The sequence below is a fragment of the Micromonospora sp. AMSO31t genome, from assembly GCF_008868175.1.
Taxonomy (GTDB): Bacteria; Actinomycetota; Actinomycetes; order Mycobacteriales; family Micromonosporaceae; genus Micromonospora.
The window spans coordinates 1-12,662 of the sequence record NZ_WBKT01000171.1 but is presented as its reverse complement, the minus strand read 5'-3'; the positions used below and the strand labels follow the sequence as shown (position 1 = coordinate 12,662).

At 76.6% G+C, this 12,662-nt stretch carries 12 protein-coding genes; 5 read left to right on the top strand and 7 right to left on the bottom strand.

Features of this window, described 5'->3' with window-relative positions; translation table 11 throughout:
* Window positions 1-196 (bottom strand): hypothetical protein (locus F8274_RS31390; RefSeq protein WP_225853987.1); only part of this gene is annotated, 196 nt, incomplete at its 3' end.
* A 2-nt stretch (window positions 197-198) separates the two neighbouring features.
* Window positions 199-714 carry a SigE family RNA polymerase sigma factor gene (locus F8274_RS26190; RefSeq protein WP_151465028.1) on the bottom strand — a complete coding sequence of 172 codons (516 nt, stop codon included), beginning with the start codon at window positions 712-714 and terminating at the stop codon, window positions 199-201.
* Between the two features lie 88 nt (window positions 715-802).
* Between F8274_RS26190 and F8274_RS26185 the strand changes: the two genes are divergently transcribed.
* Window positions 803-1,675 (top strand): aminoglycoside phosphotransferase family protein, encoded by an 873-nt coding sequence (locus tag F8274_RS26185; protein ID WP_151465027.1) that lies wholly within the window; start codon window positions 803-805, stop codon window positions 1,673-1,675.
* A gap of 83 nt (window positions 1,676-1,758) precedes the next feature.
* Here F8274_RS26185 and F8274_RS26180 read toward each other — a convergent pair whose 3' ends face one another.
* Window positions 1,759-2,352, bottom strand: coding sequence for an NADPH-dependent FMN reductase (locus tag F8274_RS26180; protein WP_151465026.1), 594 nt, complete (start codon window positions 2,350-2,352; stop codon window positions 1,759-1,761).
* Window positions 2,353-2,466: 114 nt separating this feature from the next.
* On the opposite strand from F8274_RS26180, the gene F8274_RS26175 reads away from it, so the two are divergent.
* On the top strand, window positions 2,467-3,306 hold the full coding sequence (locus tag F8274_RS26175; protein WP_151465025.1) for a helix-turn-helix domain-containing protein: 840 nt from the start codon (window positions 2,467-2,469) through the stop codon (window positions 3,304-3,306).
* Window positions 3,307-3,315: 9 nt separating this feature from the next.
* On the opposite strand, the gene F8274_RS26170 is transcribed toward F8274_RS26175, so the two are convergent.
* Window positions 3,316-4,179: an Fpg/Nei family DNA glycosylase gene (locus F8274_RS26170; RefSeq protein ID WP_151465024.1), complete on the bottom strand. Its 864-nt coding sequence runs from the start codon at window positions 4,177-4,179 to the stop codon at window positions 3,316-3,318.
* A gap of 138 nt (window positions 4,180-4,317) precedes the next feature.
* On the opposite strand from F8274_RS26170, the gene F8274_RS26165 reads away from it, so the two are divergent.
* The 3 genes from F8274_RS26165 to rocD all read left to right on the top strand — a co-directional run bounded on the left by F8274_RS26165 (window position 4,318) and on the right by rocD (window position 7,429).
* Window positions 4,318-5,082, top strand: coding sequence for a DUF4190 domain-containing protein (locus F8274_RS26165; protein WP_151465023.1), 765 nt, complete (start codon window positions 4,318-4,320; stop codon window positions 5,080-5,082).
* 317 nt (window positions 5,083-5,399) lie between these two features.
* Window positions 5,400-6,215: a dimethylargininase gene (gene ddaH, locus F8274_RS26160; protein ID WP_192579996.1), complete on the top strand. Its 816-nt coding sequence runs from the start codon at window positions 5,400-5,402 to the stop codon at window positions 6,213-6,215.
* Window positions 6,215-7,429 (top strand): ornithine--oxo-acid transaminase, encoded by a 1,215-nt coding sequence (gene rocD / locus F8274_RS26155; protein WP_192579995.1) that lies wholly within the window; start codon window positions 6,215-6,217, stop codon window positions 7,427-7,429. Before ddaH ends, rocD begins: the two co-directional genes overlap by 1 nt.
* Window positions 7,430-7,486: 57 nt before the next feature.
* Here the strand turns inward: rocD and F8274_RS26150 are convergent, their stop codons facing one another.
* The 3 genes from F8274_RS26150 to F8274_RS26140 all read right to left on the bottom strand — a co-directional run.
* Window positions 7,487-8,635: an FHA domain-containing protein gene (locus F8274_RS26150; protein WP_151465021.1), complete on the bottom strand. Its 1,149-nt coding sequence runs from the start codon at window positions 8,633-8,635 to the stop codon at window positions 7,487-7,489.
* A 172-nt stretch (window positions 8,636-8,807) separates the two neighbouring features.
* Window positions 8,808-9,860 (bottom strand): acyl-CoA desaturase, encoded by a 1,053-nt coding sequence (locus F8274_RS26145; protein WP_151465020.1) that lies wholly within the window; start codon window positions 9,858-9,860, stop codon window positions 8,808-8,810.
* 121 nt (window positions 9,861-9,981) lie between these two features.
* A partial coding sequence (locus F8274_RS26140) for an SCO7613 C-terminal domain-containing membrane protein (protein WP_151465019.1) occupies window positions 9,982-12,662 on the bottom strand: 2,681 nt, incomplete at its 5' end.

Genomic DNA, 12,662 nt, shown 5'->3' with positions numbered 1-12,662 from the left:
CCCCACCCAGCGCCGCCGGCAGCGCGGCCATCGCCAGCACGCCCAGGGCGGCCGCCCCGGCCGCCGCCACCCGGCGGTTGCGCCGCCGCCGGCGGGCCTCCCGGATCGCCCCCGGCAGGTCGATCCGGGGCGGGCCGGCCGGCTCGTCGTCCAGCCACCGCAGCCGGTCGGCGACCTGTTCCTCATCGGTCCTCATGCTCACCGCTCCTCTCCGGTCCGGCCGGCCAGCTCGCGGTCCCCGAGCAGCCGTCGCATCGCCGCCAGGCCGTGCGAGGTCTGGCTCTTCACCGTGCCGGGCGAGCAGCGCAACGCCCGGGCCACCTCCTCCACCGGCAGGTCATGCAGGAAACGCAGCACCAGCACCGCCCGCTGGCGGGGCGGCACCTTGGCGAGTGCGTCGCGCAACACGGTCCGCTCCTCGACGCCCCGGTCCTCGGTGAACCGCATGTCGGGTGGCCCGCCGAACAGGTGCACCCGCCACCAGCCGCGCCGCCGGGTGTCCAGGAAGTGCCGCACCAGCACCGTGCGGACGTAGGCGTCGAGCTGCTCGACCTCGCCTATCCGGGCCCAGCGCAGATAGAGCCGGGTGGCGGTCTCCTGCACCAGGTCGTCGGCCTGGTCGGCGTCACCGCAGAGCGCGTACGCCAGCCGGCGCAGCGCCGGCAGGCGGGCGGTGACGTACTCGATGTATTCCTGGTCCGATGCGTCCGGCATCCGGCCACCTCCGTGGGGTTCGCTGTTCCAGACGGCATCGCGCCGGAATCGGTTGTACGCGACCGCCACCGGAACCCAGGATGGTCGGGTGCATCTGGAGATCCCCGAGGGGCTGCGCTGGACCGAGCGGCATCCGGCCGGCCGGGAGTGGCTCGCCGCCCTGCCGGACCGGCTGGCCGGGTGCGTGGCGCGCTGGGAGCTGCGGGTCGGCCCACCCTTCGCGTACGCGTTCGCGTCGCTGGCCCTGCCGGCGGAGCTGCCCGACGGCACCCGGGCGGTGCTCAAGCTCCAGTACCCGGACGACGACAGCGTGCACGAGGCGACCGCGCTGGCGCACTGGGCCGGCCGGGGAGCGATCCGGCTGCTGGCCCACGACGCCGAGCGCCGCGCGCTGCTGGTCGAGCGGTGCGACCCGGGCACCCCGCTGCACGGGCTGTCCCCGGATGCGGCGCTGGACGTGGCGATCGGACTGCTCCCCCGGCTCGGCGTGCCGGCCGGCCCGCCGTTCACGCCGCTCGCCGAGGAGGCGGCCGGCTGGGTCGAGCGGATGCCGGCCAAGTGGGAACGCCTGAACCGGCCGTACGAGCGGCGGCTGCTCGACGCCGCGCTCGGGATGCTCGCCGACCTGACGCCCAGCCAGGGCGCGCAGGAGCTGGTCAACCAGGACCTGCACGCCGGCAACGTGCTGTCGGCCGGCCGCGAGCCGTGGCTGGTCATCGACCCGAAACCCCTGGTCGGCGAGCGGGAGTTCGCCGTGGTGCCGCTGGTACGCGGTCCCGAGCTGGGCCGCTCCCCCGCGGCGGTGCGGCACCGGCTCGACCGGCTGAGCGCCGAGCTGGGCCTGGACCGGGAACGGGTGCGCGGCTGGGCGGTCGGGCAGACGCTGGCCTGGAGCATCGGCGAGGACCAGGTCTTCCCGCAGCAGGTCGAGACGGTCCGCTGGCTGCTCGACGCGGCGTGACTGCTCCTCGCGGGCGGGTCACGCCGCGCCGTGCGGCCCGGCGTGACCGGCCCGGGAACCGGTCACGCCACGGGACGGGGTGGTCAGGCCGGGTACGGGACCGCCTCGCGGGCCGTCCGCAGGGCCCCGGCCCACCAGGCGAGCTGGTCCAGCAGGGTCTTGGCGTATCCGGACGCCGCCGCGTCGAGCGGCTGGCCGTCCTGCCAGCCCAGGTAGTAGTTCGGGAAGGCCAGCCCGTCGCGGATGGTCACCGCGTGCAGCTCGGTGAGCACGTTCTCCAGGTGCAGGACGGCGTGCCGGCCGCCGGCCGCGCCGCCGTAGCTCACGAAGGCGACCGGCTTGGCCGTCCACTGGGCGAAGTGCCAGTCGATGGCGGCCTTCAGCGCGGCCGGATAGCTGTGGTTGTACTCCGGCGTGACCAGGATGAACGCGTCCGCGTCCCCGAGTGCGGCGGTCAGCGGCGCCATGGCCGCCGGGCGCGGATAAGCGTCGCCCGCGACCTTCGGTGACTCCGCAGGCAACGCCAGCGGGATCTCGACCCCGGCCAGGTCGACGACGTCGACCTCGAACCCGCCGTGCTCGCGCGCCCGCTCGGCGACCCAGGACGCGATGACCGGCCCGAACCGGCCCTCGCGGACGCTTCCGATGACAATGGCCAACCTGTGCTTCTCGTTCATGCGCTCCACGGTCCGCCGCCGCGGCGGCGGCAACCAGACCGGGCGGAGGCTGGCCCCCGCAGGGCCACGCTACGCCGGCCGGGGCAGCCGGAACCCGGCCTAGACTTCCCACCCATGGGTACGCCACTGGGAGACTTCGTCCGCGCCAAGCGCGACAGCCTCCAGCCGGAGTCTTTCGGCCTGCCCGATCGGGGCCGGCGCCGCTCCCCCGGCCTGACCCGGGCGGAGGTGGCCACCCGCTCGGGGATCAGCGTGGAGTACCTGACCCGCATCGAGCAGGGCCGGGACCGCAACCCCTCGCACTCGGTGCTGCACGCGCTCGCGGACGGCCTGAGCCTGGACGCCGGGGAGCGGCACCACCTGCGCTACCTCGCCAAGATCACCGGCGGGGGCTGCCCGGGTCACCGGCCGCCGGCGCCGCCCAACCGCGAGGTACGGCCCACCGTGCGGGAGACCCTCCGCCTGCTCGAACCCGGCGTGGCGTTCGTCACCAACCGGCTGGGCGACGTGCTCGCGCACACGGGCGGGTTCGGGCTGGTCATGGGCGGGATCGGGCTGCTCGACACCGACGACCCGAACCTGACCCGCTACGTGTTCACCGATCCGCGCGCCCGGAGCGTGTTCCCCGACTGGGACCAGGTGGCCGACGAGCGGGCCTTCGACCTGTGGCTCGGGCCCTCCGCGGAAAGCTCCGAGTGGTTCAGGGTCCAGCTCGCCCCCGTCGCCGGGCCGGAGTTCACCCGGCGGCTCCAACGGCACCTGCCGCCGCCACAGGTCCCGCTCCGGCTCGACCATCCCGCCGTAGGCGAGCTGCGCTGGCACCGGGAGAAGCTGGAGCTGCCGAGCACGGACGCCCAGGAGCTGGTCGTCCTCCTGCCCGCCGACGAGACGACGGCGCGGGCGGTCGAGCGGCTCCGGTACCACCGCCACGGCGCCCTCCGCGCCGTCGGCTGACCGGGCCGGTCAGCGGGCCTGGCAGGTGGCGCACCAGTAGAGGTTCCGGCCGGCGAGCGTGCCCCGGCTCACCCCGGTGCCGCAGAGGTGGCAGGGCTCGCCCGGCCGGCGGTAGACGTAGACCTCGCCGCCGTGCCGGTCGACCCGGGGCGCCCGCCCCATGGCCTCCGGCAGGTGCTCGTCGCGCACGGTGTCGATCCGGCCCCGCTCGATGGCGACGGTCATCAGCGCGACCAGGTCGGCCCAGAGCTCCGCCCAGCCGGCCGGGGTGAGGCTCCGCCCGGGCAGCAGCGGCGGCAGCCCGGCCCGGAACAGCGCCTCTGTCACGAAGATCAGGCCGGTGCCGGCCACCACCGACTGGTCCAGCAGCAGCGCCGCCAGCGGGGTGGGGCTGCGCCGGATTCGGGCGTACGCCCGCTCGGGGTCGGCGTCGGCGCGCAGCGGGTCGGGGCCGAGCCGGTCGCGCAGCGCGGCCACCTCGGGCGGGGTGAGCAGCTCGCACGCGGTCGGCCCGCGCAGGTCCAGCCAGTGCCGGTCGTCCGGCGACTCCAGCTCGGCGCGTCTGCCGCCGCGCCGCGACCTGGAGCCGTCGCTGGCCAGCCGCAGGCGGATCTGCCCGATCGGGGGCGGCGGTTCGCCTGGGCCGTCGGTGACCTTGCCGTAGAGCCCGAGGTGGACGTGCAGGGTCAGCTCGCCGGCGTAGTGGTGCAGCAGGTGCTTGCCGTACGCCTCGGTGCCGTCCAGGACGGTGCCGGTGAGCCGGGCCGCGCCCTCGGCGAAGCGGCCCTGCGGGCTGGCGGCGTGCACCTTGTGGCCGGCGAAGAGCTCGGCGTGCCGGGCCGCCAGGCGGTGGATGGTGTGTCCCTCTGGCACGACGGCAACGGTAGCCCGGCGGTCGGGACACCGCCGACCAGGAGCGGCAGCCACGTCGACGGGTGTCGACGTGTCCGCCACGGGGTACCTCATGAGCATCACGCGCGGTCTCCGCGCCGGAGTTCAGGAGGTGTCGAAGTGAAGATCTTGTCCCGCCGGAACGGCCCGGCGCGTACTGATGACGTGAACGGCGACGGGGTGGTCGACGACCGCGACCGGAGCGGCGACGACCGGCCCGTGGCCACCGACCGGGACGCGGAGCGGACCACGTACCGCAGCGCCGCCACCGCGACCGACGGCGAGCGCGCCCGCGACGCCGCGTCGACGGCCGAGGACGAGCGCGCCACCGCGACCGGGAGCGAGCGGGCCACCGACGCGGAGCGGCGGGCGGCGGACCGGGCCGCGGCGGCCCGCGCGGCCACCGGCCGCCGGCCGGCCGCGGGTGACCGGACCGCGGGGCCGGCGCCCGACCCGGAGCCGGCCACCGAGCGCACCGTCGACCTCAACCGCGACGGCCGGCCGGACCGGCCGATCGACCGGGACGCGGCCGTGGAGCGGGTCGAGCCGGTCACCACGAAGCGGCCCCGCGCCAGCCTGCTCGCCACCCTCGGCCTGATCGTCTCGGTGGTCGGCGCGCTGTTCGTGCTCTCCGGCACCCTCGCCGGCTACGGCATCGGCCTCGGCGCGGTCGGCGCGGTGCTCGCCGTGCTCGGCCTGGTCGCCACCCGCCGCCGGCACGTGGCCGGCAAGACCGACGCGCTGATCGGCATCGTCGTCGGCCTCGCCGCCGTGGTGCTCGGCATCGTGGCGATGACCGGCCAGTTCGACTGGCCGACCACCGACGGCGACTGGGTCGGGCGGTTCCGGGGGTGGCTCGACTCACAGTTTGCGGGTCTCTTCTGACGGGCAGTTTCCCGGTCGCCGGCGCAGCGCCGGCACGCCCGATCAGCTCTGGTGGTTCACCAGCCGGGCACACCTCTTTCGGGGGCGGCGGTTCGCCGCCCCCGAAGTGCGTCCGGGGTCGGTCGGCCGCGGGACGCCCTCAGGGGCACATACGCAACGATCCACCGCCGAAGGTGGACCAGACGCAACGAAGCGACGGCGTACGCAACTTCCGGCGGTGGATGTCGTCTACCCGGGCCGCATACCGTTGGACCACGGCGCCAGCCCGTGGGCCGACGGTGGCCGGGCGCGCCCGACCCTGGGAGCACGACATGACGATGGACGCGACCCGCCAGCGCTTTCTGATGTGCCGGCCGACGTACTTCGCCGTCGACTACGCGATCAACCCGTGGATGGACCCCACCGCCCCGGTCGACGCCGACCTGGCGATCCGGCAGTGGGAGCAGCTCCGCCAGACGTACGTCGACCTGGGCCACGAGGTCGAGCTGATCGACCCGGTCGGCGGCCTGCCGGACATGGTCTTCGCGGCCAACGGCGGCACGGTCATCGACGGCAAGGCCATGGCGGTGCAGTTCCGCGACCCGCAGCGCGCCGACGAGGCGCCCGCCTACCGCGCCTGGTTCGAGGCCGCCGGCTTCGAGATGTACGACCCGAAGCACGTCAACGAGGGTGAGGGCGACGTCCTGCTGGTCGGCGACCACCTGCTCGCCGGCACCGGGTTCCGCACCGCGCACGCCTCGCACGCGCAGCTCCAGGAGGTCTTCGGCTACCCGGTGATCACCATGCAGCTGGTGGACGCGCGCTTCTACCACCTGGACACCGCGCTCACCGTGCTCGACGAGCGGACCGTGGCGTACCTGCCGGAGGCGTTCTCCCCGGGCAGCCGCGCGGTGCTGCGCCGGCTCTTCCCGGACGCGATCCACGCCACCATGGCCGACGCCGAGGTGCTGGGGCTGAACGCGGTCAGCGACGGCCGGCACGTGGTGCTGCCGGCGCAGGCCACCGACCTGGCCGCGAAGCTGCGCGACCGAGGTTACGAGACCATCGGTATCGACCTGTCCGAGCTGCGCAAGGCCGGCGGCGGACCGAAGTGCTGCACGTTGCGACTCCGTCAGGGAAAGGCACTCAAGTGATCATCGACGACATGCTGCGGACGCCCGCCGCGGTACGGGACGCGGAGCGTCACACGGCGCACAACTACCACCCGCTGCCCGTGGTGATCTCGTCGGCCGAGGGCGCCTGGCTGACCGACGTGGACGGCCGGCGCTACCTGGACTGCCTGGCCGGCTACTCGGCGCTGAACTTCGGTCACCGGCACCCGAAGCTGATCGAGGCCGCGCACGCGCAGCTCGACCGGCTGACCCTGACCAGCCGCGCGTTCATCCACGACCAGTTCGCCGACTTCTGCCGCGAGCTGGCCGCGCTCTGCGGCAAGGACCTGGTGCTGCCGATGAACACCGGCGCCGAGGCGGTGGAGACCGGCATCAAGGTCGCCCGCAAGTGGGGCTACCAGGTCAAGGGCGTGACCCCGGGCCAGGCCAACATCGTGGTCGCCGAGGGGAACTTCCACGGCCGGACCACCACGATCGTCAGCTTCTCCACCGACGAGGACGCGCGCGCCGACTTCGGGCCGTACACGCCGGGGTTCACCGTGGTCCCCTACGGCGACCTGGCCGCGCTGACCGCCGCGATCGACGAGAACACGGTGGCTGTGCTGCTCGAGCCGATCCAGGGCGAGCAGGGCGTCGTGGTGCCGCCGGAGGGCTACCTGCCCGGCGTCCGCGAGGTCTGCACCGAGCGGAACGTGCTCTTCATCGCCGACGAGATCCAGTCGGGCCTGGGCCGCACGGGCGCCACGTTCGCCTGCGAGCAGGAGGGCGTCGTCCCGGACATGTACCTGCTGGGCAAGGCGCTCGGCGGCGGCATCGTGCCGGTCTCGGCGGTCGCGGCGAACGCCGACGTGCTCGGGGTGCTCAAGCCGGGCCAGCACGGCTCGACCTTCGGCGGCAACCCGCTGGCCTGCGCGGTCGCCACCGAGGTGGTCCGGCTGCTGGCCACCGGCGAGTTCCAGCGCCGTTCGGCCGAGCTGGGCGAGCGGCTGCACGCCGGCCTGCGCGGTCTGATCGGCAAGGGCCTGGTCGCGGTCCGGGGCCGGGGCCTCTGGGCCGGGCTGGACATCGACCCGGCGCTGATGACCGGCCGGGAGGCCTGCGAGCGGCTCATGGAGCGGGGCGTCCTGGCCAAGGACACCCACGGCTCGACCATCCGGCTCGCCCCTCCGCTGGTCATCACCGAGGAGGAGATCGACCACGCGGTGGCGCAGCTCGCCGCCGTGCTGGCCGGCTGATCCGCGTACGAGAGGGGCGCCGGGACCACGACGGTCCCGGCGCCCTTTCGCGTCGCGTCAGGGACGCGGCAGCCGCATGGCCATGGTCGGCGCCTCGGCCATCACCGAGGTCGGGCTGAACTTCGCGTCGCTGGCCATCTCGTCGGCGCGGCCGACCTGCACGCCCGGGTAGAGCTCGACGAGGTCGCCCTCGCCCAGCACCCGGGACTGCTGCGGGGCCAGCGCGATCCGGTCCGGCTCGGCCATCGAGCCGCCCGGCCGCACGCCGGAGCCGTTGGTGCTGGTGTCGGTGACGACCACCTCGCCCACCCTCAGCTCCAGACGGACGTGGTTGCGGCTGATCCAGCGCCGCGCCTCGTCGTTGAGCCACTGGCCGAGCACGATCCCGCCGGTGGCCTCGGGCGCCCGCCCGACCGCGACCGGCTGGTTCTCGGTGAGCGCGAACCGCTGCCGGACCAGCCCGCCGATCCGCACCGCCAGCACGGCGGTACGCGGCCGCGGCCCGGCGTCGCCGAGGCGGGTGCCGTGCCGGGGGCAGGTCGGCACGCCGTTGCGCAGCGTGGGTGGCGGCTGCCCGGCCGGGGCGCGGTCCACCCGGGCCAGGTCGGCGAAGGCGCCGCCGCCTCCACCGCCGCCGAACAGCGCGCAGCCCGGCTCGGGGCAGCGCCACTGCCGGGCGAGCAGCTTCGCGCCGACCGGGGAGCGGCTGCCGGTGGCCGGGTTCTGCCCGCCGCCGACGTGCGCGATGAAGACGGGGCCGCCGGCGCCCGGCACCGGGGCGAGCACCCGGCCGGCCTGGCCGAGCCACGGCCACCGGCCGCCCAGCCCGTCGAACCGGAGCCGGGTGAGCACCGGCAGGCCGAGCAGGTCGGCCACCTCCAGCATCCGGTCGCCGGGGTGGTCGAGCACCTCGACGAGGCCGTCGTCCGCCCAGCGCCGGACCACCATCCGCTCGTTGGAGGTCAGGTCCGCGTCGGAGAGCAGGGCCCGGTGCACGATCGCGTAGACCGGGACGCTGTCCTCCTCCATCTGCCGGGACAGCGCGTCGATCACCATGCCGAGCCGCAGCAGGCTGGCCGGGCGCCCGCCGTCCAGGTCCTGCCAGCGGATCACCTCGGCGAGGTCGACGACCGCCCGGGCCAGCGAGGGATCGGTGGTGACCCGCCCCTCGATGGCGTCCAGCACCTTGCTGATCTCGAATCTCATGCCGCGCTCCGGACGGTGTCGTGGGTCCGCCGGGCCGGGGCCGGCCGCCCCGCCTCGGCTCGCACCGCCGCCGCGGTGAGCAGGTCTGCCATGCGACGACCCTACCGGCAGCGCCGACCGGCGCCCCGCGACGCACGCCGGAAATCGAACCCCGTTGCTCGCCGGCGGCGGCTCAGCCCTGCCGCAGCGGGCGGCCCACCTCGTGCATGTGCGCCAGCGCCTGCCGGTACGACTCGAACAGCCCGGTCTCCGCGTACGGGATGCCCTGCTCGGCGCAGTAGGCGCGGACGATCGGCCGGGCCCGCCGCAGGTTCGCCCGGGGCATGTTCGGGAAGAGGTGGTGCTCGATCTGGTAGTTGAGCGCCCCCAGCGCCACATCGACGAACCGCCCGCCGCGCACGTTGCGGGAGGTGAGCACCTGCTTGCGCAGGTAGTCGAGGTCGTCCTCGGCGGTGGGCATCGGCATGCCCTTGTGGTTCGGGGCGAACGCGCAGCCCATGTAGAGCCCCCACAGCCCCTGGTGGACGGCCGCGAAGAGCAGCGCCCTGCCGGGCGACATCACCGCGAACAGCAGGCCGAGGTAGCCGGCGGCGTGCGCGAGGAGCAGCAGCCCCTCCACCGCGCGGTGCCGGACCGGGGTGCGCCACCGGCCGTCCGGCTCCCGGCCGACGATTGCCCGCACGCTGGCCACGTGCAGCGCGAGCCCCTCCAGCAGCAGCAGCGGGAAGAACAGCCACGCCTGCCGCCGGGCCATCCACCGGCTCAGGCCCCGGGTCGCCGCCGCCTGCTCGTACGTCCAGACCAGCGCGCCCGCGCCGACGTCCGGGTCCTCGTCGGCGTGGTTCGGGTTGGCGTGGTGCCGGTTGTGCTTGTCCACCCACCAGCCGTAGCTCAGCCCGACCGCGAGGTTCCCGGCGACCAGGCCGGCCGCCTCGCTCGGTCCGCGCCGGCGGAACATCTGCCGGTGGCCGGCGTCGTGCCCGAGGAACGCCACCTGGGTGGTGGCCACCGCCATGAGCGCCGCCAGCGGCACCTGCCACCAGGAGTCGCCGACCGCCACCACCACGCCCCAGCCGGCCAGGTAGGCGCCCAGCGTGAGCGCGATCCGGGCCGCGTACCGGCCGGGCCGCCGCTCGAACAGGCCGGCGGCCGCCACGCGGCGGGACAGCCGCGCGTAGTCGCTGCCCCGTCGCGCCGCCGGTGCCGTCAACGTCGATGAGGTCATCCGCTCCCCCGCTCCTCGATTCGCCCGCCACGCCGGCGGCACGACTCTGCGTAACCGATTCTGCGGGGAACGACTGCGCTGGGTAATCCTGGCAACCCCCCAGCCCGGGGTGGTGCTAGCCCTACCTCATCCCGCCCACGGCGGCCCGGAGCCGGGCCAGGTCCCGCCGGCGCCGCTCGTAGGTCGCGGCGAGGGCGATCAGCGCCAGGCCGCCCAGAGCCAGGAAGATCCAGCGGGGCAGCAGGTCCCAGCCCCGAGCCAGCTCGTGCAGGGCCAGCGGGACGAGGGTCGCCGCGCCCAGCAGGACCGGCGCCTGCCAGCGCCGGACCGCCCCGCCGAGCACCGCGCCGAGCGCCACCAGACCGAGGGCCAGCCGGCGGGCCGGCTGCGCGTCCGGCGCGGCCAGCACCGACACCAGGCTCGGCAGCAGCGCCGCGCCGAGTCCCGGGCCGAGCGCCAGCCAGCTGTTCAGCCCGGGCCGGGTCCGCAGCGCCAGCAGGCCCGCGCCGAGGGCGAGCGCCGCCGCCGGCAGGGTGTACGCCTCCAGCACCGCCACCCCGCCGGCGGCCAGCAGCAGCCAGCCGCCGAGCAGTTCGCTGCCCCCGGCGACCGCCGCGAGGCCCCACCGCCGGGCCGGGGTCTCGCCCCGGCGCAGCACCCGGACGGCCACGACCACGCCCCACAGCACGCAGACCGCGGCCGCGTGCCGCAGCGCACCGCCGGTGAGCAGCAGCGCCAGCAGGGCCACCGCCTGCGCCGCCGCCTCGAGCGCCACCGCCCCGACCGCGGCACCCGTGCGGGCCGGCCCGGCCGCCAACGCCCCACCGGCCGGCTCAGCCGGTCCAGGCGAGCCGGCGGTCCGGGCGCGCAGCGCCGGCGTCGCGTGCAGGGTCACCGCCGCGACGGCCAGCACCGCGAACCCGGCGGTACGCAGCGGCAGCCCGCCGGCCAGCGCCGCGGTCACCGCGAAGCCGGTCGCCGCCGCCACGGCGCTCAGCCAGCCGGCGAGCCGGGCCTCGGCCGGCCGTCCGGCAGCCCCCACCACGGCCGCCGCTACGACCAGCACCCCGAGCCCGGCGAGGGTCCCGGCGCGGGTGGCGACGAGGCCGCCCAGCCCGGGAGCGGTGAGGGCGAACCCCAGCGGCAGCAGGACCACCGGCGCGGCCGGGCGCGGGCCGCCCAGCGCGGCCAGCACCAGCGCGGCCACCCCGGCCCCGAAGACCAGCGCGGGCACCACCGGCCAGGGCGCGCCGGCCGCCGCCAGCAGCACCGGCAGCGCCACCGCGGCGAACGGCAGCCCGGCCAGCGCGGGCAGCCAGCGCTCACCGCTCCGGCCCGGCGTCTCCGGCGCCGCGCCGGCACCCGGAGCGGGCGCCATCCGGGCGTACGCCGCCGCTGCGGCCCCGAGCAGCAGCAGCACCAGGCCGGCGCGCCCCGCCCCGGGCGCGGGCTCGACGGCGGGCACCCCGGACCAGGGCCGGACGGGCAGGTCCAGCAGCACCGCCAGGGCGGTCGGGGCGGCGGCCAGCAGCGCCAGGCCGGCCAACACGGCACCGGCCGCGCGCGGGGCGGAAGCGGGCCGGACGCCGCCCCCGGAGGCCAGCGCCAGCAGCGCCCCGGCGGCCGCGTAGAGCGCCACCGGTTCCCCGCCCGCCACGACCAGCGGCCCGAGGCCGACCGCCGCGAGCGCCACGGCGAGGCTGGTCGAGGCGTACCCGTGCAGGTCGGGCCAGTGGCGACGGACGGCGAGCACGGCGACCACCGGCACCGCGACGGCGGCGGTCGCGCCCCGGAGCTGCCACCAGGGCGGCGCGCCGAGGCCGAAGAGCGCGACGGCCACCCCCGCCGGCACGGCGAGCAGCGCCACGGCCAGCGCCACCCCGGCGACGACCGGCTGCGCGCCCCGGCCCCGGCGGCCCCGCGCCGCCACCACCGGGCCGAGTGCGGCCAGCACGGCGAGCACGGCGCCCGCGCCGGCCGGCGCGGCGCAGCCGACCAGCAGGGCGTGCCCGAGCAGGACGGCCCCGGTGAGCGCGGCCACCACCACGATCGGGTACGAGCGGCGCGGCCGGCCCACGGCCGCCAGCAGCAGCGCGGTGGCCGCCGCCAGGTCCGCGACCAGCACCAGTGGCCACGGCGTGGCCGCCACGGCCGGCGCCGCCAGCACGGCCAGCGCACCGCCGACCACCCCGACCAGCGGCCGGCCCGCCCGGGGCGCCAGCAGGGCGACCGCCCCGGCGGTGCACAGAACGGCCACCGGGAGCTGCCATCCCCAGGACGGAACGGCGGCGGGCCGCCCGCCCTGCCAGGCGGGGAAGGCGGCGGCCGCGGTGGCCGCGGCGACCAGTCCGGTGAGGACGGTGGCGACCTGGCCCAGGCCGGCGGCCACCAGGACGGCGCCCAGTCGCGGGCCGGTCCGCGACCCGGCCGGCAGGGCCCGGACCGCGCCGGCCAGCGCGACCACCACGAGGCCCGCTGCCAGCAGCAGCAACCCGGGGCGCAGGACGGCGACCGGCCGGATCAGCGCGGCGGCCAGCACCGGCACGAGCAGCCCGGCGGCGATCGCCCGGTAGGTCCGGCCGCCCGCCGCCCGGGCTCCGGCGGCCAGGGCGAGCGCCACCACCAGCAGCGGACCGCCGGCCAGCAGCGGCGTCCCGGCCGCCCGCCCGAGAGCCAGCGGCACCAGCGCGCAGCCGGCCGCCAGGGCCAGCGCCACGCCGTGCCCGGCCCAGCCGAGCACCCACCCGGCCAGCAGCACGGACGGCGTACCGGGCCGGACCGGGAGGGGCGGTGCGGCGGCCG